The following is a 21980-nucleotide window of genomic DNA, read 5'->3' on the forward strand; positions in this document are numbered from 1 at the left end:
TGGTCCGGGGGCGTTGCGAGTGTGCCGCAATCCGTTGGGCGAGTCATCCGGCTGGGCGGTCAGGACAGGCGGGCAGGGGCGAGCATGGCGGCGGTCAGGCCGAACTGCTTGAGGTGCTCAGGCAACGATTCACCGCGTACCAGCGCTGCGCTGGCCATGCCCATCGCCGGCGAGGTCTGGATGCCGTAACCGCCTTGGGCCGCGACCCAGAACAGCCCCGGCACCTGCGGATCGAACCCGGACAGCAAGTCGCCATCGGCGACGAAACTACGCAGTCCGGCCCAGGTGCGGGTCGGTCGGCGGATGGTCAGGGTCGTCGCTTCTTCGATCTGGTAGATGCCCATGGCGATGTCCAGTTCTTCCGGCTGCACGTCGTGGGGTTCGACCGGGTCGGCGTTGGCCGGGGAGCCGAGGAACATCCCGGCGTCGGGCTTCATGTAGAACGATTCGTCGAGGCTGACCAGCATCGGCCAGTGATGGATATCCACGCCTTCGGGGCCGGCGAAGATGAACGCGGCGCGGCGTTTCGGTTGCAGGCCCAGCGGCCGCGCACCGGCGAGGGCGCCGATCTTGTCGGCCCAGGCGCCTGCCGCGTTGATCACGATGGGCGCGCTGAAGGTCTGGCCGTTGGTCTGCACTTGCCAGACGCCGTCGGCATCACGGTCCAGCCCGAGCACTTCGCAATCGGTCAGGACTTGCCCGTTGTTGCGACGGATGCCGCGCAGATAGCCTTGGTGCAGCGCATCGGTGTCGATGTCGCTGGCGGTCGGGTCGTAGATCGCGCCGTGGACCTTTTCCCGACGCAGGATCGGCAACCGCACGCAGGCTTCTTCCGCGCTGAGCAGTTGCATCTCCGGCACCGTGGCTTTGGCGCTCAGGTATTGATTGTTCAGTTCGGCGGCGTCATCGGTGAAATCCACGGTCATTTCACCGCGCGGGGTCAGCAGCGGATGTTCGCAGAAACCACTGGGCGGGTGATCGAAAAACGCCCGGCTGGCCTGGGTCAGCGCCCGAACCTGCGGAGTGCCATAAGCAGCGGTGAACAGCGCAGCCGATCGCCCGGTGGAGTGATAGGCCGGGTGCGATTCACGCTCCAGCACTACGACCTTGCCGTGCTGCGACAGCCAGAAACCGGTGGAGGCGCCGGCAATCCCGCCGCCGATGATGATGAAATCTGCATGACTCATGAAAATCTCCGGTGTCAGCGCTGCAATTGATAGACGGCGTTGGCCAGGGCGATGTCTTCCAGGCCCAGGCCGATGGAGCGGAAGAACACGTGACGGTCGTAATCCGGACGCTGCACTTTTTCGCTGAGCAGGTCCGCGAGGTCACCGAGGATCGCGCGGTTGTCCCAGCCATGCTGTTCGCTGGCGATCAGCATTTCACCGGCGGAACCCGGCGTGGTCAGACGATAGTCGCAGAACACCTGCATGTCGTTGAGGCTCTGTGGCGGTACTTCGTGGGCGCGTGGTGCGTTGGTGCTGATCGAGGTGATCAGTGCCGGTTTGCTCAGGGTTGCCGGGTCGATCACAGGTCCTGCGGAGGAGGTGCAGAGCATGATCACGTCTGCGTCGGCAATGGCGGTTTCGCGGCTGTCGGTGATTTGCATGCGCGGATCGAGGGCTTGCAGCAGGCTGGCGGTTGCCCCGTCTTCGCTCAAGGAGGGCGAGTACACGTTGATGCTCTGCCAGTCGCGCAGATTCCTGGCGTAATGCAGATGCGCCTGGGCGACCTTGCCGCTGCCGATGATTGCCAGGCGTTTTGCGTTCGAAGGGGCCAGGGCATCGACCGCGACCGCTGTGGTTGCAGCCGTGCGTGCGGTGGTCAGTTCGCCGGCATCGCAGAGCAGCAGCGGCTGGCCGGTCTGCATCGACATCAGCAGCGTCCACGCTGTCACCAGCGGGCCTTGCTCGCGAACGATGTAGGGCGAAGTCTTGACCCCGTACACGCCGTCTTCGGCCAGCACGCCCAGATAGTTGATGAAGTCCCCGGCGCCCTGGGGAAATTCCACCAGTTGCTGTGCCGGTTGCACCGCATGCCCGGCCGCCAGATCGCGGAACAGCTTGCGCAGGATCTGCGGCACATCGATCCGGGCCAACAGCTCGCGGGCCTGGGTTTGATCAATCACGTACGGCGTGCTGGACATGTCGGACTCCGAAGACTGTTTTTAAACTAATTTGTCCATTATGGACTTTTAGTTTTATTGAACAATATCCGGGCGAAAAAAAAGCGCAGTCCGTTGCCGGCTGCGCTTCTCTTTATGGCGTCGCTTACTGTGGACGCTTGCGCTCAACTGCCCGCAGCAGATGGGTCGGCGGGGTTTCACAGCTGATCTTGCGACCGAGTTTTTCTTCGATGGACGGCAACTGATAGGAGTCGTCTTCGCCGGCGAAGCTGATCGAAACGCCATCGGCGCCGGCGCGACCGGTACGGCCGATGCGGTGCACGTAGTCGTCCGGGACTTCCGGCAGGGTGAAGTTGATCACATGGCTGATGCCGTCGATGTGGATGCCGCGACCGGCCACGTCAGTGGCAACCAGCACGCGGATCCTGCCTTCGCGGAAGCCTTCAAGCGTCTTGATCCGTTTGTGCTGCGGCACGTCGCCGGACAGTTGTGCGGCGTTGATGCCGTCGCGCACCAGACGTTCTTCGATGCGCCGCACTTCGTCCTTGCGGTTGGCGAATACGATGACCCGCTCCCAGCCGTTGTCGTTCACCAGGTTGAAGAGCAGTTTGTATTTGTCGGCACCGGCCACCGCGTAGATGTGCTGTTCGACGTTTTCGTTGGCCACGTTGGTGACCTCGATTTCGACGATCGCAGGGTCGGTGGTCCACTGCTTGGCGAGGTTCATCACGTCATCGGTGAAGGTCGCGGAGAACAGCAGGGTCTGGCGTTCGCTTTTCGGCGGGGTCTGGCGAATGATCTGACGCACTTGCGGGATGAAGCCCATGTCGAGCATGCGGTCGGCTTCGTCCAGCACCATCACTTCGACCATGTCCAGATGCACGTCGCCGCGCTGATTGAAGTCGAGCAGACGGCCCGGGGTCGCGACGAGGATGTCGCAGTGGCGGGCTTCGAGGTGCTTGAGCTGCTTGTCGAAGTCCATGCCGCCGACGAACGTCATGACGTTGAGGCCGGTGTACTTGGTCAGGTCGGCGGCGTCCTTGGCGATCTGCACCACCAGTTCACGGGTCGGCGCGATGATCAGCGCCCGTGGCTCGCCCATGTAGCGCTCTTTCGGCGGCGGGGTCTGCAACAGCTGGGTGATGATCGAGATCAGGAACGCGGCGGTCTTGCCGGTACCGGTCTGGGCGCGGCCGATGGCGTCTTTGCCGGCGAGGGTGAAACCCAGCACCTGGGCCTGGATCGGCGTGCAATACGGGAAACCCAGGTCGTGGATGGCGTGCATCAGTTCCGGGGCGAGTTTGAAATCGTGGAAACGGGTCTTGCCTTCCTGTGGCTCGACGACGAAATCTTCGAGTTTCCATGGAATGACCGGCGCCTTGGGCTTCGGTTCGCGGCGTGGCTTGGCCGGTTTGGGTGCTTCGCTGCGGGCCGGTTCAGTGACCGGTGCGGCGACAGGCTCGGTTTTCGGTTCGCGTTTCGGTGTGGCTACGGGAGCCTGGCGGTCGGCCTGTTTGCCATCGCTGCGATGGCCGGGGGCGTGCGACGGCGCACTGGGAGCGGGCGCGAGCTGCTCAGCCTCGCTTTTACCGAACATCTTCTTGAGTGCTTTGAGCACGGTCATCTCATCAATTGGTTAAGGAATGTACGCCGGCCAGTGTAATGCAAGAAACGGGCGCGGCGTAGTGGGATGATCAAAGGGGCCCGACCACCGGAAAATCGAGCCCCGGACGATCAGCGCAGGCGTTCGCTCAGCCATACGCCGATGTCGCGAATTTCTTCGGGTAACACTTCGTGCTCCATTGGGTATTCCTGCCATGTCACGGTGACACCATGGGCCTTCAGATACTCATACGCCGTGCGGCCCATGGAGTTCTGCACCACGTTGTCGAACTGGCCGTGCAGCGCCAGCGCCGGAATCCGTTGCTGGCTGGCGGACAGCTCCAGTTCGTCACTGAAGGTCGGCGCGTAGGTCGACAACGCCAGCACGCCGCCCAGCGGTCCCTGCCATTTCAGAAAAGCGGTGTGGTAGACCACGGCGCCGCCCTGGGAAAAACCGGCGAGGAAAATCCGCGAAGCGTCTATTCCGCTGGCGCGCTGTTGTTCGATCAATTCGATGACGTGATCGGCGGACGCTTCCAGCTCATCGCGATCGATGGCCCGGGCCGGGCTCATGGCCTTGATGTCGTACCAGCTCGGCATGGCATATCCGCCATTTATGGTCACCGGGCGGGTCGGCGCCTGAGGCAGGACGAAGCGGGTGCTCAGCAGGCTTTCCTGCAAGGCCTCGGCCACCGGCAGGAAGTCATAGCGGTCGGCGCCGAGGCCGTGCAGCCAGATCACGCAGGCGTCGGCTGCCTTAACAGGCTGAAGAATCAGGGGCTCGGTCATGGCTGCTCCAAAAATGTGCGGGCGCTCTCATTAAGTGCGTGATTGGGGTGCGCGCCCGGTTGATCCGTTAAGAAGATGTCGCAAGGCTACAAGTTTTGCTATTGACCTGTCGCTCAATCGCTTCAGCGAGCGGTGTGGTACGGGCTTTGCTATGAGGTAGTCGTGCAATCGATCTCGCGCCTGGCGGTAACACTATCAGTGAACGCCCGGCGACGGGATAGCAAAGAATCCGGTGATGGATGTTCGCCAATGGCCGCAACGGGCTTCGCGAACGTGAAAGGGCTACCGCCCGTTCGGCCGACTGGTGAGAAGTGAGTTGTCCATGATGTGGATTTTCTCCTACTAGACTCATAGCGAAGGTCCTGCGTCGGTTGACCCCATAAAAAGCCAACACGGGTCAACAACGCCTCAAAAGGGTGCGACTGGACTCAAGCTCCGACACAACAAGAGCAAAACTGGAGGTTTGAATGAAGATGTTGAAATCCACGCTGGCGATCGTGACTGCTGCTGCAGTACTGGGTGTCAGCGGGTTCGCTCAGGCGGGTGCAACCCTGGATGCGGTACAGAAGAAAGGTTTCGTGCAGTGTGGCGTGAGCGACGGTCTGCCAGGCTTCTCTGTACCGGATTCGACCGGCAAGATCCTCGGCATCGACGCCGACGTCTGCCGTGCCGTGGCCGCTGCCGTGTTCGGCGATGCGACCAAGGTCAAGTTCAGTCAGTTGAACGCCAAGGAGCGCTTCACCGCGCTGCAGTCCGGCGAGATCGACATCCTGTCGCGCAACACCACCATGACCAGCTCCCGTGACGCGGGCATGGGCCTGAAATTCCCTGGCTTCATCACTTACTACGACGGCGTGGGCTTCCTGGCCAACAACAAGCTGGGCGTGAAAAGTGCCAAGGAACTCGACGGCGCGACCATCTGCATTCAGGCCGGTACCACCACCGAGCTGAACGTCTCCGACTACTTCCGCGCCAACGGCCTGAAGTACACCCCGATCACTTTCGACACCTCCGATGAAAGCGCCAAGTCGCTGGAATCCGGTCGTTGCGACGTGCTGACCTCCGACAAATCCCAGCTGTTTGCCCAGCGCAGCAAGCTGGCTTCGCCGAAGGATTACGTGGTTCTGCCGGAAACCATTTCCAAGGAACCGCTGGGCCCGGTCGTGCGTAACGGCGACGACGAGTGGCTGGCCATCGTGCGCTGGGTCGGCTACGCGCTGCTCAACGCTGAAGAAGCCGGCATCACTTCGAAAAACGTACTCGAAGAAGCCAAGTCCACCAAGAACCCGGACGTTGCCCGTCTGCTGGGTGGCGACGGCGAGTACGGCAAGGACCTGAAACTGCCGAAGGACTGGGTGGTGAAAATCGTTTCCCAGGTGGGTAACTACGGCGAAATCTTCGAGAAAAACCTCGGCAAGAGCACTCCGCTGGAAATCGACCGTGGCCTGAACGCGCTGTGGAACAACGGCGGCATTCAGTACGCACCACCAGTGCGCTAATGGTTCTATCACCCGGCGGGCCAACCGCCGGGTGATGTTCTGTTCCATTTCTTGCGGGGCACTTCATGCAAAATTCAATCGGCGCACCAAAGCAGAGGTTCAGCCTCAGCGATCCGCGTGTGCGTGCGTGGCTATTCCAGATCATCACCGTCGTGGCGGTGGTCGCCATGGGCTGGTATCTGTTCGACAACACCCAGACCAACCTGCAGCACCGGGGCATCACGTCCGGGTTCAGCTTTCTGGAGCGCAGTGCCGGGTTCGGCATCGCTCAACACCTGATCTCCTACACCGAAGCGGACAGCTATGCCCGCGTGTTCGTGATCGGCCTGCTCAACACCTTGCTGGTGACCTTCATCGGCGTGATCCTGGCGACTTTGCTGGGCTTCATCATCGGTGTGGCGCGGCTGTCGCCGAACTGGATCATCAGCAAACTGGCGACCGTGTATGTGGAAGTCTTTCGCAACATTCCGCCGCTGCTGCAAATCCTGTTCTGGTATTTCGCGGTGTTCCTGACCATGCCGGGGCCGCGCAACAGTCACAACTTCGGCGACACCTTCTTCGTCAGCAGCCGTGGCCTGAACATGCCGGCCGCGCAGATGGCCGACGGCTTCTGGGCGTTTGTGATCAGTGTCGTGGTGGCTATTGTCGCCATCGTGCTGATGAGCCGTTGGGCCACCAAACGTTTCGAGGAAACCGGCGAGCCGTTCCACAAGTTCTGGGTCGGCCTGGCGATGTTCCTGGTGATCCCGACACTGTGCGCGCTGATCTTCGGCGCTCCGCTGCATTGGGAAATGCCGAAGCTGCAAGGCTTCAACTTCGTCGGCGGCTGGGTGCTGATCCCGGAACTGCTGGCCCTGACCCTGGCCCTGACCGTGTACACCGCGGCGTTCATCGCCGAGATCGTGCGTTCGGGGATCAAGTCGGTCAGCCACGGCCAGACCGAAGCGGCCCGTTCCCTCGGCCTGCGCAACGGCCCGACCCTGCGCAAGGTGATCATTCCGCAAGCGCTGCGCGTGATCATTCCGCCGCTGACCAGCCAATACCTGAACCTGGCGAAGAACTCTTCGCTGGCGGCCGGTATCGGTTACCCGGAAATGGTTTCTCTGTTCGCCGGCACCGTGCTGAACCAGACCGGCCAGGCGATCGAAGTCATTGCCATCACCATGAGCGTGTACCTGGCGATCAGTATCAGCATTTCCCTGCTGATGAACTGGTACAACAAGCGCATTGCGCTGATCGAGCGGTAAGGAATAGCGCATGAGTACTCATACTTTCAAACCCGACATGCCACCGCCGGCCAAGGTCTTCGGCCCGATGGCGTGGATCCGCGCGAATATGTTCTCCAGCTGGCTCAACACCCTGCTGACCCTGTTTGCGTTCTACCTGATCTACCTGGTGATTCCGCCGTTGCTCAGCTGGGCGATCTTCGATGCCAACTGGGTTGGCACCACTCGCGCCGACTGCACCAAGGCAGGCGCCTGCTGGGTGTTCATCGAGCAGCGTTTCGGCCAGTTCATGTACGGCTACTACCCGGCGGACCTGCGCTGGCGCGTGGACCTGACCGTGTGGCTGGCGGTCATCGGTGTGGCACCGTTGTTTATCAAGCGCGTGCCGCGTAAAGCGGTATACGGGCTGAGCTTCCTGGTGGTGTATCCGATCGTTGCCTGGTGCCTGCTGCATGGCGGCGTGTTCGGCCTGAGCGCCGTTGCCACCAGCCAGTGGGGCGGTCTGATGCTGACTCTGGTGATCGCTACCGTCGGTATCGCCGGCGCGCTGCCGCTGGGGATCATGCTGGCCCTGGGACGCCGTTCGAACATGCCGGCCATTCGTGTGGTCTGCGTGACGTTCATCGAGTTCTGGCGCGGCGTGCCGCTGATCACCGTGCTGTTCATGTCATCGGTGATGCTGCCGCTGTTCCTGCCCGAAGGCATGAACTTCGACAAGCTGCTGCGGGCACTGATCGGCGTGATCCTGTTCCAGTCGGCCTACGTTGCCGAAGTGGTGCGTGGCGGTCTGCAAGCGATCCCCAAAGGCCAGTACGAAGCCGCGGCCGCGATGGGCCTCGGTTACTGGCGCGCCATGGGCCTGGTGATTCTGCCGCAAGCCCTGAAGCTGGTGATTCCCGGCATCGTCAACACCTTCATCGCGCTGTTCAAGGACACCAGCCTGGTGATCATCATCGGTCTCTTTGACCTGCTCAACAGCGTCAAGCAAGCCGCTGCCGATCCGAAATGGCTGGGCATGGCCACCGAAGGCTACGTGTTCGCCGCCCTGGTGTTCTGGATTTTCTGTTTTGGCATGTCGCGCTATTCCATGCATCTGGAACGCAAGCTCGACACTGGCCACAAGCGTTAGGAGTTTTTTCGATGAGCGAAGCAATCAAAAAGCCAGTGGGCCCTGAAGGCATCATTCAGATGCAGGGCGTGAACAAGTGGTACGGCCAGTTCCACGTGCTGAAAGACATCAACCTCAACGTCAAGCAGGGCGAGCGTATCGTGCTGTGCGGCCCGTCGGGTTCCGGCAAGTCCACCACCATTCGCTGCCTGAATCGTCTGGAAGAGCACCAGCAGGGCCGCATCGTGGTCGATGGCGTGGAGCTGACCAACGACCTCAAGCAGATCGAAGCGATCCGTCGTGAAGTCGGCATGGTGTTCCAGCACTTCAACCTGTTCCCGCACCTGACCATTCTGCAGAACTGCACGTTGGCGCCGATGTGGGTGCGCAAGATGCCCAAGCGCAAGGCCGAGGAAATCGCCATGCACTATCTGGAGCGCGTACGCATTCCGGAGCAGGCGCACAAGTTTCCGGGGCAACTGTCCGGCGGTCAGCAGCAGCGTGTGGCGATTGCCCGTGCGCTGTGCATGAAGCCGAAAATCATGCTGTTCGACGAACCGACCTCGGCACTCGACCCGGAGATGGTGAAAGAGGTTCTCGACACCATGATCGGCCTGGCCGAAGACGGCATGACCATGCTCTGCGTAACCCACGAAATGGGCTTCGCCCGCACCGTGGCCAACCGCGTGATCTTCATGGACAAAGGCGAAATCGTCGAGCAGGCAGCACCGAACGACTTCTTCGACAATCCGCAGAATGATCGGACCAAGCTGTTCCTGAGTCAGATTCTGCATTGATATCTGATGCATAAAACCAACCCGGCCTTGTGCCGGGTTTGTTTTTTGTGGGTCAGGAGGCGGTGAGAGCTTCTTGTTCTTTGTGCTCGGTGAACTTGAAAGCCCCTCTCAAATCAGCCCCTTCGGCCAGGTTTCTCGCATCGGCAAGCAAGTGTGGATAGCGATCCAGCAGACGCATGAGTAGCATCAATGCTTTCGGCGGAAGTACCTCGCCGCGTTCGTATCGTGAAAATGCGTTGTGCCCGCCCCCTGAAAGCAATTGCACCGTTTCCTTTTGCGTCAGATGCAGTTTGCGGCGGATCCTTTTCATTTCGTTACCTACCATTTTTCTACAGGCGAGAACGAGTTCATCGCATGCATCCGAATAGCGCTGCCCGCACTCGTCATCCAATTCGACCTCGCCGCACTTCTGGCACTCCCAGCCCGACAAGTCGTCGATGCGACGCTCCATTCCCTTGGCGCTCAAGGTTTCGCCTCGACCTTTGAAATGCACCATGCCTTCCGGGGCGCCGCAACTGAAACACTGCTGCGTGTTCATGAATTGTTCTCCTTGAAGGAGATCACGGGTGGGCGCCTGTCGTAGTGATATGACACCTTGATGTAAATCTCCAAACCATGTGATTGGATGTGATAGACGTCCTGCCAAATACGATGGTCGTCATAAGTCGTCATCGATTTGTACAACATGCCGCGCTGCAGTTTGAGAACGATTTCCTGCATTTCTGCGAGACTCAGTTCGAGTGCAGTCCCCGTCTTTCTCGCCGTGTGCGTGAATGCCCTCCAACCGAGTCGCCTGACATCCGCCTTGATCACCGCCAAGTCGTAATGGGGTGTGTTCTTTTCCATAAGAAACCAAAACCCTGTCCCTGAAATTACCCTTAAAGGGTAATTTTGACCAATCGAAAATCCCGCTTCATTTGCCTCCTAATCAACCTAGGTGGTTGCCGTCCTACACGGAGCTGACTAACATGTCAGAAAATTCATCCCATGATTGGATGAAAGGGCGAATCCTATGTCAGACATTTCTCCACTCATTAAGCGATCCCTGGTCGACCAGGCCCTGGATCAATTGCGCCAGCGCATTACCGACGGCACCTGGCAGGTCGGTCAGCGTCTGCCGACCGAACCCGAGCTGTGCGCCGAACTCGGTATCAGCCGTAACACCGTGCGCGAGGCGATGCGGGTGCTGGCGTTCTCCGGGTTGATCGAGATCCGCCAGGGTGACGGCAGTTACCTGCGGGCGGTGGTCGATCCGATGGACACGCTCAAGGCGCTGTCCAAATGCTCACTGGATCAGGCCCGGGAAACCCGGCACATCCTTGAAGTCGAGGCCATCGGCCTGGCGGCGTTGCGCCGCACCGATGAGGATCTGGCGGGCCTGCGCGAGGCGCTTGGCGTTGCCGGCAGCCACTATCACGGTGACCTCGACAGCTACATCGCCTGTGACCTGGTGTTTCACCGCCGTCTGGTGGACGCCGCGCATAACCCGACACTCAGCGAGCTGTATCGCTACTTTTCCAGCATCGTCGGCGCGCAATTGCGCCAGACCCTGAACATCGTCCCTCGTCGACAGGAAGTCTTCGATTTGCACATCGCCCTGTTCGAAGCCGTCGAACAGCGTGACCCGGAACGGGCCAAGGCCCTGTCGAGGCAACTGATCAATGAACCCTGAAACCGAGAAAACCATGTCCCGCCCTGAAACCGCCAACGCCCCCAAGCGCACCGCCGAACTGGAGGAGCTGCTGATCGATGCCGAGGCTGACGATGAGCAGGTGCAGCAAAGTCATCCGCTGGTGCGGCGCCCGTGGCTGTTGCTGCTGGGGCTGATTCTGGTGGCGTTGAACCTGCGCCCGGCGCTGTCGAGCATGGCGCCGCTGCTCAGTGAGGTGTCGAAAAGTCTTGGTCTGACTGCTGCGCAAGCGGGGTTGCTGACGACGTTGCCGGTGCTGTGTCTCGGCCTGTTCGCCCCGTTGGCTCCGGTTCTGGCGCGGCGTTTCGGTGCCGAGCGGGTGGTGCTGGGGATTCTTTTGACACTGGCCGGCGGCATCATCCTGCGCAGCAACTTTGGCGAAATCGGTCTGTTTGCCGGCAGTGTCTTGGGGGGCGCGAGTATCGGCATCATCGGCGTGCTGCTGCCGGGCATCGTCAAGCGTGACTTCGCCAGGCATGCCGGCACCATGACCGGTGTCTACACCATGGCCCTGTGCCTGGGGGCGGCAATGGCGGCGGGTTCGACCGTGCCGTTGAGCGAACACTTCGACCACAGCTGGGCCATGGGTCTCGGCTTCTGGGTGATTCCGGCGCTGGTTGCTGCGGTGTTCTGGCTGCCACAAATCGGCCAGAAGCATGGTGCACACAATGTCGCCTACCGGGTGCGCGGCTTGCTGCGTGATCCGCTGGCCTGGCAGGTGACCTTGTACATGGGCCTGCAATCGTCGCTGGCCTACATCGTATTCGGCTGGTTGCCGTCGATCCTCATCGGTCGCGGGCTGACGCCGACCCAGGCCGGTCTGGTGCTGTCCGGTTCGGTGATCATCCAGCTCGCCAGTTCGCTGGCGGCGCCGTGGCTGGCCACACGCGGCAAGGATCAGCGACTGGCGATCGTGGTGGTAATGGCGCTGACCCTCGGCGGCCTGTTCGGTTGCCTCTATGCGCCGATCGAAGGTTTGTGGGGCTGGGCGATCCTGCTGGGCCTGGGGCAGGGCGGTACGTTCAGCCTGGCGCTGACCCTGATCGTGTTGCGCTCGCGGGACTCCCATGTCGCGGCGAACCTGTCGAGCATGTCCCAGGGCTTCGGCTACACCCTCGCGTCCATGGGTCCGTTCGCGGTCGGCGTGGTGCACGACTGGACCGGCGGCTGGAACGCCGTGGGCTGGATCTTCGGCATCCTCGGTGCGGGTGCGATCCTTGCCGGCCTCGGTGCCGGGCGTGCGTTGTACGTGCAGGTCGAAAGCGAAAAGGTCTGACGCGCACACACTGTCGGTATTCGGAATGCGAATGCCGATAGTGTTTCGGGCGTTTGCGGATTATCGTGCTGGCAATCTGTACATTTCCTGGAGATTGCCCATGAGCGAAGAAGCCAACAGCGCCTTGATCACCCGTTTCTACCAGGCTTTCCAGCGCCTCGACGCCGAGGCCATGGCCGCCTGCTACACCGACGACGTGGTGTTCAGCGACCCGGCCTTCGGCGAGCTGCGCGGCCGCGATGCCGGCGACATGTGGCGCATGCTCACCACCCGGGCCAAGGACTTCTCCCTGACCTTCGACAACGTCCGCGCCGACGAGCGCAGCGGCGGCGCCCACTGGGTGGCGACCTACCTGTTCAGCCAGACCGGCAACGTCGTGATCAACGACATCCAGGCACGCTTCGTCTTCCGCGACGGCAGGATCTGTGAGCACCACGACCACTTCGACCTGTGGCGCTGGTCCCGTCAGGCGCTGGGCTTCAAGGGGCTGCTGCTGGGCTGGACGCCGCTGGTGCGCAACGCGGTGCGCGCCCAGGCACTGAAAGGGCTGAAGGCATTTCAGGCGAGTCGCTGATAAGATCGCCGCCTGTTTTCCTCACGCCTGAATTGTCCCGTGACCAGCCTCAGCGAAAATCCTCCCGAAGCCGACGTTCCAGTGAGCAAGTCCTGGTTCGTCTACCTCGTTCGCGCCGCCAACGGTTCGCTGTACTGCGGGATCAGCGATGATCCCGTGCGCCGTTTCGCCAAGCATCAGAGCGGCAAGGGCGCGCGATTCTTTCTCTCGAGCCCGGCAATGGCGCTGGTCTATACCGAGCTGTGCCGCGACAAGGGTGATGCGTTACGTCAGGAGCGGTTGATCAAGAAACTCAGGAAGAGTGCGAAGGAATGTCTGGTGGCGTCTTATCGGCCGGACTGATCAGGTGCGAACGGTAGAAACCCCTGCACATCGAAGCGGCGCTTTCAGGCAAACGACAGGCGAAAAAAAACCGCCTTTGCGGGGCGGTTTTTCTGTAAACCTCGGTTTGCGGCCGGGTTTACTGATCTCACAGGAGACATTGACGTAGGCGGAGAGTATTCCTCTTTGCGTCACTGAGCAAGCCTGAAGGCACGCCTACCAAATAAACTCAATTTTGAGTTTATTTGTTTAAGCGAAGGGTCAGAAACCCGGTTACGATCCGTCCGCTCACATGGCAGTGCAACCATTGAGGTCTGGCCGATCGGCGTAACGGTTTCATGCCCTCTGACACGGAGTTGCTCCCGTGCCGGAATGATTTTTCAGGGGGTATCACAACCGGCCGCCTCACAGGAGATATTGACGTGTCTTCCGAAGGCGTACGTGGTCCGGTAAGCACGCTGGAGGTTTGGCCCCCAACCGGAGGCCAAAACGTATGAAGCTTTTGCTGCGTACTCTGAGCCTCGTATGGAGGTCGTTCAAAGCGTTTCGCTTTTACGAGTTCCTGCGAGATCACTTCGATAACCTGATGTAAGGTCATTGATGTGGGAAAACCGTCTTGGCTTCGGCTGAGGCGGTTTTTTTCGAGAACTTTCGAGTGCCTTATCAACCTGACTGATCAGTTCCCATCAGCCGGATCCGTAGGCTGCGAACGAATTGCGCGCTAAGCTGCTGGTTCACTTTCTGTGCGGCGGAGCCGAGCATGTCCGAGTTGATTCTGCATCATTACCCGACCTCTCCATTCGCCGAAAAGGCCCGCTTGCTGTTGGGTTTCAAGGGCTTGTCCTGGCGTTCGGTGCACATCTCGCCGGTGATGCCCAAGCCTGATCTGACCGCTCTGACCGGCGGTTACCGCAAGACCCCGGTGCTGCAGATTGGCGCCGATATCTATTGCGACACCGCGCTGATCGCCCGCCGCCTCGAGCAGGAAAAGGCCCAGCCTTCGTTCTTCCCGGAAGGTCAGGAAATGATCGCCGCCAGTTTCGCTGCCTGGGCTGATTCTGTGGTGTTCCAGCACGCAGTGAGCCTGGTGTTCCAGCCGGAATCGGTAGCGGTGCGTTTCGGCAAATTGCCGCCGGAAGCAATCAAGGCCTTCCTCGCCGATCGTGCCGGACTGTTCAGTGGTGGCAGCGCGACCAAAATTTCGGCCGAGCAAGCCAAGCACAATTGGCCAACCATCATGACGCGTCTGGAGCAGCAGTTGCAGCGCGAGGAAGGTGACTTCCTGTTCGGTGAGCCGTCGATAGCCGACTTCGCCATGGCGCATCCGCTGTGGTTCCTCAAGGCTACGCATGTAACGGCGCCGCTGGTGGATGACTATCCGGCGGTGGCGGCGTGGCTTGGGCGAGTGCTGGGCTTCGGCCATGGTGCGGCTAGTGCAATGACTTCAGAAGAGGCACTGGAAGTTGCGCGCAGTTCGACGCCGGCGACTTTGCCTGACGAGCAGTTTGTCGATCCGAACGGGTTTGCAGCGGGCCAGCAAGTCGTGATTGCGGCCACTGACTACGGTGTTGATCCGGTTGCCGGCGAGCTGGTATTTACCGGTCGTGAAGAATTGATCCTGCGCCGTGAAGACGAACGCGGTGGCGTGGTGCATGTGCACTTTCCGCGGTTCGGTTTCCGGATCGAGAAACGCTGAAACAAACGAGGGAGCCGATTGGCTCCCTCGTTCATTTCAGTGCGGCGAGAATGTCGTCCGGATCAAATCCGCGAATCAACGTGCCATTGACGTCGATCAGCGGGATTCCGCGCCCGCCCAGCGCTTCGTACGCCTTGCGCGCCTCGGCGTCCTTCTCGATGTCGAATTCCTTGAACGGAATGCCTTTCTGATCGAGAAAACGCTTGGTTTGCTTGCAGTAACCGCACCAGTCCGTGGTGTACAGCACCACTTTGGCGTTGGCGCGGACCTGCTCGGAGGCCATCTGCGACGGGTTGAACACCCGCTCGATCTTGCCCCAGTTCTGATAGACCACGACCACCAGCAGAACCAGCGCAACCTTTTTCAGCACATTGCCAAGCATCAGTTGCGACGCTTCAACTGATCGGTGAGCGAAGTTGGCAGGCCTTTGATGACCAGAGTGCCGGCTTCTTCGTCGTATTCGATCTTCGAGCCCAGCAGGTGCGCTTCGAAGCTTATCGACAGGCCTTCGGCGCGGCCGGTGAAACGACGGAACTGGTTGAGTGTGCGTTTGTCCGCCGGAATTTCCGGCGACAGGCCGTAATCCTTGTTGCGGATGTGATCGTAGAAGGCCTTCGGGCGTTCTTCGTCGATCAGCTCCGAGAGTTCTTCCAGGCCCATTGGCTCGCCGAGCTTGGCCTGGCTGCTGGCGTAGTCGACCAGGGTCTTGGTCTTCTCGCGGGCGGAATCTTCCGGCAGGTCTTCGCTCTCGACGAAGTCGCTGAAGGCCTTGAGCAGCGTGCGGGTCTCGCCCGGGCCGTCGACGCCTTCCTGGCAACCGATGAAGTCGCGGAAGTATTCCGAGACCTTCTTGCCGTTCTTGCCCTTGATGAACGAGATGTACTGCTTGGACTGCTTGTTGTTCTGCCACTCGGAGACGTTGATCCGCGCCGCCAGGTGCAACTGGCCGAGGTCGAGGTGGCGCGAAGGCGTCACGTCTAGTTGATCGGTCACCGCCACGCCTTCGCTGTGGTGCAGCAGGGCGATGGCCAGGTAATCGGTCATGCCTTGCTGGTAGTGGGCGAACAGCACGTGGCCGCCCACCGACAGGTTCGACTCTTCCATCAGCTTTTGCAGGTGCTCGACTGCGACTTTGCTGAACGCGGTGAAGTCCTTGCCACCTTCCATGTATTCCTTCAGCCAGCCGCTGAACGGGAATGCACCGGACTCCGGATGGAACAAGCCCCAGGCTTTGCCCTGTTTGGCGTTATAGCTCTCGTTGAGGTCGGCGAGCATGTTCTCGATGGCGGCGGACTCCGCCAGTTCGGAGTCACGGGCGTGCAGGACTGCGGGCGTGCCATCGGGTTTTTTGTCGATCAGGTGGACGATGCAATGACGGATCGGCATGGGCTTCTCGGCAAGTGAAAGGGAGGAGGGCGGGCTCCCCCGAAAAAGCGCTCAGTGTACCGCAACCACTGGTTTTGGCGCGGGTTGAAGGGCAATTCGGGGTCATGGGCTGGCGCTTATGCATTTATTTACCGATTTAGCGCAATAAACCTGACCATTTGGCTAGCTAGAGGCGGATATTTCCTTGTCTCTGTGCTAGTTTTGCCCGGTCTTACGCGTAGTCACTGCGTTAAGCGTGCATTCAGCATTTGTCAGGTCGAACCAAACCCTGATTTCGGCATCTATAACCCCGACTCGTCGTGGTTATCGCCGAGGGTGCCAGATCCAGAAGAGCGGGCTCGATGGCTGACACTGCACTCTGCAATCCATATGAATTTGATAGGGAAGGAACACTACATGGCTCTTACTAAAGACCAACTGATCGCCGACATCGCTGAAGCTATCGACGCGCCGAAAACCACCGCGCGTGCCGCTCTGGACCAACTGGGCCAAATCGTTGCCGATCAGCTGGAAAACGGTGCCGAAATCACTTTGCCAGGTATCGGCAAGCTGAAAGTGACCGAGCGTCCTGCCCGCACTGGCCGTAACCCGTCGACTGGCGCTGCCATCGAAATCCCTGCCAAGAAAGTGATCAAGCTGGTTGTGGCCAAAGGCCTGACCGACGCTGTGAACAAGTAAGACGCAGCGATAAAAAAAACCGTGCACCGGAGCGATCCGGGCACGGTTTTTTTGTGCCTGTCGATTGTGTTCGGCAGTAGTGGCGGCTGCTTGCGATCAAGCGCCGCCCCGGTTGAAACGTATTACTTGCGAACCCAGCGCTCACGCCGCCAGATCTGCTGCTCGGACTTGGTCTGGAAGGTCCAGGCGACGAAGCGGCTCTGCTTCTGGCCCTGGGACATTTCCACTACCTGACTTTCCAGCGCGCCGGCTTTCTTCAGCGCTGTCTCGATGGCGGGCAGGTTCGAGGCTTTCGAGACCAGGGTGCTGAACCACAACACCTTGTGCGCAAGGTTCGCGCTTTCGGCGATCAGTTGCGTCACGAAACGTGCTTCGCCACCTTCACACCACAATTCGGCCGATTGACCGCCAAAGTTCAGCACCGGCAACTTGCGTTTCGGATCGGCCTTGCCCAGGGCTCGCCACTTACGCTCGCTGCCCTTGGTGGCCTCTTCCATCGACGCGTGGAACGGCGGGTTGCACATGGTCAGGTCAAAACGCTCGCCGGGCTCCAGCAGGTCGATCAGGATGTGCTTGCGGTTCTCCTGCTGACGCAGCTTGATGACCTTGCTCAGATCGTTGGACTGGACGATGGCCCTGGCGGCGGCCACGGCCGTCGGGTCGATTTCCGAGCCCAGGAAGTGCCAGCGGTATTCGCTGTTACCGATCAGCGGGTACACGCAGTTGGCGCCCATGCCTATGTCCAGCACATTGACGATGGCGCCGCGCGGAACCACGCCGTCGTTGTTGCTGGCCAGCAGGTCAGCCAGGAAGTGTATGTAGTCGGCGCGCCCCGGCACCGGCGGGCAGAGGTAATCGGCCGGGATGTCCCAATGCTGGATGCCGTAGAACGACTTGAGCAACGCCCGGTTGAACACGCGCACCGCGTCGGGACTGGCGAAGTCGATGCTTTCCTTGCCGTACGGGTTGATGATCACGAACTTCGCCAGTTCCGGCGTGATCTTGATCAGCGCCGGGAAGTCGTAACGACCCTGATGGCGATTGCGCGGGTGCAGGCTGGCCTCTTTACGCGGCTCCACGGGCTTGGCCGGGGTGGCAGAGTCAGGCTTCTTGCGCGCAGGTTTCGGTGTACGTGGGGCGTTCATGGGCGTGGTCGATTCGGGTAGGGCTGAAAGTGGCGGCTATTGTCCCACAGGGAGCCTAGTTGTTGGCCGGAAAAGTGCCGGGCACAAAAAAGGGAGGCCGTTGCGGGCCTCCCTTTTTCAGTGCGATTTGCCGTTACAGGCTGGCAATCCGCGCGTGCTGCTCGGCCAGTTTGCCCAGAGCCTGTTCGGCTTCGGCCAGTTTGGCGCGTTCCTTCTCGATGACTTCGGCCGGGGCCTTGTCAACGAAACCGGCGTTGGACAGCTTGCCGCCGACCCGCTGGACTTCGCCCTGCAGACGCAGGATTTCCTTGTCCAGACGCGCCAGTTCGGCGTTCTTGTCGATCAGGCCGGCCATCGGCACCAGCACTTCCATCTCGCCAACCAGCGCGGTGGCGGACAACGGCGCTTCTTCGCCGGTCGCCAGTACGGTGATCGATTCCAGACGCGCCAGCTTCTTCAGCAGCGCTTCGTTCTCGGTCAGGCGGCGCTGGTCTTCAGCGGTGACGTTTTTCAGGTAAATCGGCAGCGGCTTGCCGGGGCCGATGTTCATTTCGCCACGGATGTTGCGCGTACCGAGCATCAGGCCCTTGAGCCATTCGATGTCGTCTTCGGCCGCCGGATCGATGCGCTCTTCGTTGGCCACCGGCCAGGCTTGCAACATGATCGTCTTGCCCTGAATGCCGGCCAGCGGCGCGATGCGCTGCCAGATTTCTTCAGTGATGAACGGCATGAATGGATGCGCCAGACGCAGCGCCACTTCCAGTACGCGAACCAGGGTGCGGCGGGTGCCACGCTGACGCTCGATCGGCGCGTTCTCGTCCCACAGCACAGGCTTGGACAATTCCAGGTACCAGTCGCAGTACTGGTTCCAGATGAACTCGTACAGCGCTTGCGCGGCGAGGTCGAAACGGAACTGATCCAGTTGACGGGTCACTTCGGCTTCGGTGCGTTGCAGCTGCGAGATGATCCAGCGATCCGCCAGCGACAGCTCGTAGGCTTCGCCGTTCTGGCCGCAGTCTTCGCCCTTGTCCAGAACATAACGCGCAGCGTTCCAGATCTTGTTGCAGAAGTTGCGATAGCCTTCGACGCGGCCCATGTCGAACTTGATGTCACGACCGGTGGACGCCAGCGAGCAGAAGGTGAAGCGCAGGGCGTCGGTGCCATAGCTGGCGATACCGTCGGCGAACTCTTCGCGGGTCTGCTTCTCGATCTTCTTCGCCAGTTTCGGCTGCATCAGACCGGAGGTGCGTTTCTGCACCAGGGTTTCGAGCTCGATGCCGTCGATGATATCCAGCGGGTCCAGGACGTTGCCCTTGGACTTGGACATCTTCTGGCCCTGGCCATCACGCACCAGGCCGTGCACATAAACGGTCTTGAACGGAACCTGCGGCGTGCCGTCCTCGTTCTTGATCAGGTGCATCGTCAGCATGATCATCCGGGCAACCCAGAAGAAAATGATGTCGAAACCGGTGACCAGCACGTCGGTGGAGTGGAATTTCTTCAGGAACTCGGTCTTTTCCGGCCAGCCCAGGGTGGAGAAGGTCCACAGGCCCGAACTGAACCAGGTGTCGAGAACGTCGTTGTCCTGTTGCAGCGCAACGTCCGGGCCGAGGTTGTGCTTGGCGCGTACTTCGGCTTCGTCGCGACCGACGTAGACCTTGCCTGACTCGTCGTACCAGGCCGGAATCCGGTGGCCCCACCACAGCTGACGGCTGATGCACCAGTCCTGGATGTCGCGCATCCACGAGAAGTACATGTTTTCGTACTGCTTCGGCACGAACTGGATGCGACCGTCTTCAACGGCGGCAATCGCAGGCTCGGCCAGCGGTTTGGTGGACACGTACCACTGGTCGGTCAGCCACGGCTCGATGACGGTGCCGGAGCGGTCGCCTTTCGGCACTTTCAGGTTATGGTCGTCGACGCTGACCAGCAGGCCGGCGGCATCGAACGCGGCCACGATCTGCTTGCGTGCTTCGAAACGCTCGAGACCGGCGTACTCCGCCGGAATCTTGCCGTCGATGCTGTCGTTCAGTGTGCCGTCGAGGTTGAACACCTGGGCCGCAGGCAGCACGTTGGCGTTCTTGTCGAAGATGTTCAGCAGCGGCAGGTTGTGGCGCTTGCCGACTTCGTAGTCGTTGAAATCGTGGGCCGGGGTGATTTTCACGCAGCCGGTGCCGAATTCAGGATCGCAGTAATCGTCGGCGATGATCGGGATGCGGCGGCCGACCAGCGGCAGCTCGACAAATTTGCCGATCAGGGCTTTGTAGCGCTCGTCGTTCGGGTTCACCGCGACAGCGGAGTCGCCGAGCATGGTTTCCGGACGGGTGGTCGCGACGATCAGGAAATCGTTGCCTTCAGCGGTTTTTGCGCCGTCGGCCAACGGGTACTTCAGGTTCCACAGGAAACCTTTTTCGTCGTGATTTTCCACTTCGAGGTCGGAAATCGCCGTGTGCAGCTTGGTGTCCCAGTTGACCAGACGCTTGCCGCGATAGATCAGGCCGTCTTCGTGCAGACGCACGAACGCTTCCTTAACGGCTTCCGAGAGGCCGTCGTCCATGGTGAAGCGCTCGCGGCTCCAGTCCACGGAGGAGCCGAGGCGGCGGATCTGACGGCTGATGTTGCCGCCGGACTGATCCTTCCATTCCCAGACTTTCTCGAGGAATTTTTCCCGGCCGAGATCGTGGCGATTCTGGCCCTGGGCTTCGAGTTGACGCTCCACCAGCATCTGCGTGGCGATACCGGCGTGGTCGGTGCCCGGCTGCCACAGGGTGTTGCGACCCTGCATGCGGCGGAAACGGATCAGGGCGTCCATGATCGCGTTGTTGAAACCGTGACCCATGTGCAGGCTGCCGGTGACGTTCGGCGGCGGGATCATGATGGTGTAGGAGTCGCCCGCGCCTTGCGGGGCGAAGTAGTTCTCGGACTCCCAGGTGTTGTACCAGGAAGTTTCAATGGCGTGCGGCTGGTAGGTCTTATCCATGCGCGGCGGGACCCTATTGGCATTTATTCAGGAAAAGCCGGGAAGTATAGCGGGGCATGGGGCCGAGGGCGAGCGGGGGAGGCCGGGTGGAGGCTTAATTGTGGGAGCCGGCTTGCCAGCGATGCAGGCGCCGCGGTTTTTCAGGAAAGCCGCAGTGATGCTATCGCCGGCAAGCCAGCTCTCACAGGAGATCGGGGAATTATTCGTACTGGCCGAGAAGCCGTTCCATCCGCGCCTCGAGGCGACGTTTGATTTCATTTTCAATGTGCGGGGCGAAGTCGTCGATCACGTCTTGCATGATCAATTGCGCGGCGGCGCGCAGTTCGCTGTCCAGATGCAATAGGGCGTCGGGGCCTTTATCCACAGGTGCGACGGGCGCGGTAGCGGGCTTCACGACGGGGGCTGGCGGCGGTTCGACGGCGGGTGGCTCTGTGGCGACCGAGTCGAACAGCATCGGAATCTGTTCCTGTTCGCCATCATCGACCGTGTCGGTCAGCAGCGGCGGTTGCAGGTTGTCATCGCCCAGCAACTGGCGGATCGACTCAAGGTCATCCAGCAGGTGCGCGGGTTTTTGCAGCGGTTTTGGAGTGTCCATCGGCGTACTCAGAGTCGCTGTAAACGGTGGTCTTGCAGAGGATAGCCCTGTTCCCGGTAGAAACGGAAACTCTCCCGCGCAGCTGCGCGGATCACCGGATCTTCCACCACCACTTCCGCCACACGGGCGAACTTGTTGGCGAAATCCGGGACTTTCAGGTCGAGATTGACGAGCAAGTCCTGATGTTGGCCGCAGTCGCCCCCCAAGCCGAGCACAATCAAACCTTCCGGTTCGCTTTCGGCGGGACCATGGGGCACGAAGGTTTCGCCCTTGAACGCCCACAGTCGCGCATCGAGGTCATCACGCTGGGTGGCATCGCTGCAATGCAGGTAGATGCGGTGGCCCATGCGCCAGGCTTTCTCGGTGAGCTTGCAGGCAAAATCCAGACGCGCCGAAGGATCAGCGCTGGGCAGGATGTAGAAGTCGACTTTGGTCATTGCGGTTCCTGAGCGGCAAGCGCCGCCCCTCGAAAGGTGCGGCGCTTGCCGTCATC

22 protein-coding genes are annotated in these 21980 nt (G+C 60.7%); 10 read left to right on the forward strand and 12 right to left on the reverse strand.

Going from position 1 to position 21980, the window contains the following annotated elements:
• Positions 1-59: 59 nt before the first annotated feature.
• From M5B98_RS26400 to M5B98_RS26415, 4 genes are all read right to left on the reverse strand, one after another.
• On the reverse strand, positions 60-1187 hold the full coding sequence (locus M5B98_RS26400; protein ID WP_248744436.1) for an NAD(P)/FAD-dependent oxidoreductase: 1128 nt from the start codon (positions 1185-1187) through the stop codon (positions 60-62).
• A 14-nt stretch (positions 1188-1201) separates the two neighbouring features.
• Entirely contained in the window at positions 1202-2146 is a 945-nt protein-coding gene (locus tag M5B98_RS26405) for an ornithine cyclodeaminase family protein (RefSeq protein WP_248744437.1), read from the reverse strand.
• Between the two features lie 124 nt (positions 2147-2270).
• The gene (gene rhlB, locus M5B98_RS26410; RefSeq protein ID WP_248744438.1) at positions 2271-3749 is read right to left on the reverse strand and encodes an ATP-dependent RNA helicase RhlB; all 1479 of its coding nucleotides are present in this window, start codon (positions 3747-3749) and stop codon (positions 2271-2273) included.
• A gap of 110 nt (positions 3750-3859) precedes the next feature.
• Positions 3860-4516, reverse strand: coding sequence for an alpha/beta hydrolase (locus tag M5B98_RS26415; RefSeq protein ID WP_085711686.1), 657 nt, complete (start codon positions 4514-4516; stop codon positions 3860-3862).
• Between the two features lie 467 nt (positions 4517-4983).
• Between M5B98_RS26415 and M5B98_RS26420 the strand changes: the two genes are divergently transcribed.
• From M5B98_RS26420 to M5B98_RS26435, 4 genes are all read left to right on the forward strand, one after another.
• Positions 4984-6015, forward strand: coding sequence for an amino acid ABC transporter substrate-binding protein (locus M5B98_RS26420; RefSeq protein ID WP_085711685.1), 1032 nt, complete (start codon positions 4984-4986; stop codon positions 6013-6015).
• A gap of 65 nt (positions 6016-6080) precedes the next feature.
• On the forward strand, positions 6081-7262 hold the full coding sequence (locus tag M5B98_RS26425) for an amino acid ABC transporter permease (protein WP_085711684.1): 1182 nt from the start codon (positions 6081-6083) through the stop codon (positions 7260-7262).
• Positions 7263-7272: 10 nt separating this feature from the next.
• Positions 7273-8370 (forward strand): amino acid ABC transporter permease, encoded by a 1098-nt coding sequence (locus M5B98_RS26430; protein WP_096819186.1) that lies wholly within the window; start codon positions 7273-7275, stop codon positions 8368-8370.
• An 11-nt stretch (positions 8371-8381) separates the two neighbouring features.
• Positions 8382-9146, forward strand: coding sequence for an amino acid ABC transporter ATP-binding protein (locus tag M5B98_RS26435; RefSeq protein WP_003221897.1), 765 nt, complete (start codon positions 8382-8384; stop codon positions 9144-9146).
• A gap of 52 nt (positions 9147-9198) precedes the next feature.
• On the opposite strand, the gene M5B98_RS26440 is transcribed toward M5B98_RS26435, so the two are convergent.
• A complete protein-coding gene (locus M5B98_RS26440) occupies positions 9199-9684 on the reverse strand; it encodes a type II TA system antitoxin MqsA family protein (RefSeq protein WP_248744439.1) in 486 nt (161 codons plus the stop codon).
• On the reverse strand, positions 9681-9992 hold the full coding sequence (locus M5B98_RS26445; protein ID WP_248744440.1) for a type II toxin-antitoxin system MqsR family toxin: 312 nt from the start codon (positions 9990-9992) through the stop codon (positions 9681-9683). Before M5B98_RS26445 ends, M5B98_RS26440 begins: the two co-directional genes overlap by 4 nt.
• Positions 9993-10158: 166 nt before the next feature.
• Here M5B98_RS26445 and M5B98_RS26450 point away from each other — a divergent pair, with 166 nt between their 5' ends.
• The 5 genes from M5B98_RS26450 (at position 10159) to M5B98_RS26470 (ending at position 14703) form a co-directional block, all read left to right on the forward strand.
• The gene (locus M5B98_RS26450) at positions 10159-10818 is read left to right on the forward strand and encodes a FadR/GntR family transcriptional regulator (RefSeq protein WP_085711680.1); all 660 of its coding nucleotides are present in this window, start codon (positions 10159-10161) and stop codon (positions 10816-10818) included.
• Positions 10808-12112 carry a CynX/NimT family MFS transporter gene (locus tag M5B98_RS26455; RefSeq protein ID WP_248744441.1) on the forward strand — a complete coding sequence of 435 codons (1305 nt, stop codon included), beginning with the start codon at positions 10808-10810 and terminating at the stop codon, positions 12110-12112. Before M5B98_RS26450 ends, M5B98_RS26455 begins: the two co-directional genes overlap by 11 nt.
• A gap of 100 nt (positions 12113-12212) precedes the next feature.
• Positions 12213-12686 (forward strand): nuclear transport factor 2 family protein, encoded by a 474-nt coding sequence (locus M5B98_RS26460; protein ID WP_248744442.1) that lies wholly within the window; start codon positions 12213-12215, stop codon positions 12684-12686.
• A gap of 39 nt (positions 12687-12725) precedes the next feature.
• Positions 12726-13028, forward strand: a complete 303-nt coding sequence (locus tag M5B98_RS26465) for a GIY-YIG nuclease family protein (RefSeq protein WP_248744443.1) — start codon at positions 12726-12728, stop codon at positions 13026-13028.
• Between the two features lie 739 nt (positions 13029-13767).
• Entirely contained in the window at positions 13768-14703 is a 936-nt protein-coding gene (locus tag M5B98_RS26470; RefSeq protein WP_248744444.1) for a glutathione S-transferase family protein, read from the forward strand.
• Between the two features lie 31 nt (positions 14704-14734).
• Here the strand turns inward: M5B98_RS26470 and M5B98_RS26475 are convergent, their stop codons facing one another.
• Together M5B98_RS26475 and yejK are read right to left on the reverse strand one after the other, a co-directional pair.
• On the reverse strand, positions 14735-15085 hold the full coding sequence (locus M5B98_RS26475; RefSeq protein WP_085729721.1) for a glutaredoxin family protein: 351 nt from the start codon (positions 15083-15085) through the stop codon (positions 14735-14737).
• Positions 15085-16089 (reverse strand): nucleoid-associated protein YejK, encoded by a 1005-nt coding sequence (gene yejK / locus M5B98_RS26480; RefSeq protein WP_007957356.1) that lies wholly within the window; start codon positions 16087-16089, stop codon positions 15085-15087. Before yejK ends, M5B98_RS26475 begins: the two co-directional genes overlap by 1 nt.
• Positions 16090-16485: 396 nt before the next feature.
• Between yejK and M5B98_RS26485 the strand changes: the two genes are divergently transcribed.
• Positions 16486-16767: an HU family DNA-binding protein gene (locus M5B98_RS26485; RefSeq protein ID WP_007957357.1), complete on the forward strand. Its 282-nt coding sequence runs from the start codon at positions 16486-16488 to the stop codon at positions 16765-16767.
• A 122-nt stretch (positions 16768-16889) separates the two neighbouring features.
• Here the strand turns inward: M5B98_RS26485 and rlmF are convergent, their stop codons facing one another.
• The 4 genes from rlmF to M5B98_RS26505 form a co-directional block, all read right to left on the reverse strand.
• Positions 16890-17912, reverse strand: coding sequence for a 23S rRNA (adenine(1618)-N(6))-methyltransferase RlmF (gene rlmF / locus M5B98_RS26490; RefSeq protein ID WP_248744445.1), 1023 nt, complete (start codon positions 17910-17912; stop codon positions 16890-16892).
• 133 nt (positions 17913-18045) lie between these two features.
• Entirely contained in the window at positions 18046-20892 is a 2847-nt protein-coding gene (locus M5B98_RS26495; RefSeq protein ID WP_248744446.1) for a valine--tRNA ligase, read from the reverse strand.
• A gap of 199 nt (positions 20893-21091) precedes the next feature.
• Positions 21092-21487 carry a DNA polymerase III subunit chi gene (locus tag M5B98_RS26500; protein WP_248744447.1) on the reverse strand — a complete coding sequence of 132 codons (396 nt, stop codon included), beginning with the start codon at positions 21485-21487 and terminating at the stop codon, positions 21092-21094.
• Between the two features lie 8 nt (positions 21488-21495).
• A complete protein-coding gene (locus tag M5B98_RS26505) occupies positions 21496-21924 on the reverse strand; it encodes a DNA polymerase III subunit chi (RefSeq protein WP_248744448.1) in 429 nt (142 codons plus the stop codon).
• Between the last annotated feature and the right edge of the window lie 56 nt (positions 21925-21980).

Origin of the sequence: Pseudomonas sp. MWU12-3088, assembly GCF_023242405.1 — a bacterium.
GTDB lineage: Bacteria > Pseudomonadota > Gammaproteobacteria > Pseudomonadales > Pseudomonadaceae > Aquipseudomonas > Aquipseudomonas kribbensis.

What these genes read in the sequence shown, in the direction of transcription:
- M5B98_RS26400 (WP_248744436.1), bottom strand. Translation starts at nt 1,187, where the DNA reads ATGAGTCATGCAGATTTCATCATCATCGGCGGCGGGATTGCCGGCGCC.
- M5B98_RS26405 (WP_248744437.1), bottom strand. Translation starts at nt 2,146, where the DNA reads ATGTCCAGCACGCCGTACGTGATTGATCAAACCCAGGCCCGCGAGCTG.
- rhlB (WP_248744438.1), bottom strand. Translation starts at nt 3,749, where the DNA reads ATGACCGTGCTCAAAGCACTCAAGAAGATGTTCGGTAAAAGCGAGGCT.
- M5B98_RS26415 (WP_085711686.1), bottom strand. Translation starts at nt 4,516, where the DNA reads ATGACCGAGCCCCTGATTCTTCAGCCTGTTAAGGCAGCCGACGCCTGC.
- M5B98_RS26420 (WP_085711685.1), top strand. Translation starts at nt 4,984, where the DNA reads ATGAAGATGTTGAAATCCACGCTGGCGATCGTGACTGCTGCTGCAGTA.
- M5B98_RS26425 (WP_085711684.1), top strand. Translation starts at nt 6,081, where the DNA reads ATGCAAAATTCAATCGGCGCACCAAAGCAGAGGTTCAGCCTCAGCGAT.
- M5B98_RS26430 (WP_096819186.1), top strand. Translation starts at nt 7,273, where the DNA reads ATGAGTACTCATACTTTCAAACCCGACATGCCACCGCCGGCCAAGGTC.
- M5B98_RS26435 (WP_003221897.1), top strand. Translation starts at nt 8,382, where the DNA reads ATGAGCGAAGCAATCAAAAAGCCAGTGGGCCCTGAAGGCATCATTCAG.
- M5B98_RS26440 (WP_248744439.1), bottom strand. Translation starts at nt 9,684, where the DNA reads ATGAACACGCAGCAGTGTTTCAGTTGCGGCGCCCCGGAAGGCATGGTG.
- M5B98_RS26445 (WP_248744440.1), bottom strand. Translation starts at nt 9,992, where the DNA reads ATGGAAAAGAACACACCCCATTACGACTTGGCGGTGATCAAGGCGGAT.
- M5B98_RS26450 (WP_085711680.1), top strand. Translation starts at nt 10,159, where the DNA reads ATGTCAGACATTTCTCCACTCATTAAGCGATCCCTGGTCGACCAGGCC.
- M5B98_RS26455 (WP_248744441.1), top strand. Translation starts at nt 10,808, where the DNA reads ATGAACCCTGAAACCGAGAAAACCATGTCCCGCCCTGAAACCGCCAAC.
- M5B98_RS26460 (WP_248744442.1), top strand. Translation starts at nt 12,213, where the DNA reads ATGAGCGAAGAAGCCAACAGCGCCTTGATCACCCGTTTCTACCAGGCT.
- M5B98_RS26470 (WP_248744444.1), top strand. Translation starts at nt 13,768, where the DNA reads ATGTCCGAGTTGATTCTGCATCATTACCCGACCTCTCCATTCGCCGAA.
- M5B98_RS26475 (WP_085729721.1), bottom strand. Translation starts at nt 15,085, where the DNA reads ATGCTTGGCAATGTGCTGAAAAAGGTTGCGCTGGTTCTGCTGGTGGTC.
- yejK (WP_007957356.1), bottom strand. Translation starts at nt 16,089, where the DNA reads ATGCCGATCCGTCATTGCATCGTCCACCTGATCGACAAAAAACCCGAT.
- M5B98_RS26485 (WP_007957357.1), top strand. Translation starts at nt 16,486, where the DNA reads ATGGCTCTTACTAAAGACCAACTGATCGCCGACATCGCTGAAGCTATC.
- rlmF (WP_248744445.1), bottom strand. Translation starts at nt 17,912, where the DNA reads ATGAACGCCCCACGTACACCGAAACCTGCGCGCAAGAAGCCTGACTCT.
- M5B98_RS26495 (WP_248744446.1), bottom strand. Translation starts at nt 20,892, where the DNA reads ATGGATAAGACCTACCAGCCGCACGCCATTGAAACTTCCTGGTACAAC.
- M5B98_RS26500 (WP_248744447.1), bottom strand. Translation starts at nt 21,487, where the DNA reads ATGGACACTCCAAAACCGCTGCAAAAACCCGCGCACCTGCTGGATGAC.
- M5B98_RS26505 (WP_248744448.1), bottom strand. Translation starts at nt 21,924, where the DNA reads ATGACCAAAGTCGACTTCTACATCCTGCCCAGCGCTGATCCTTCGGCG.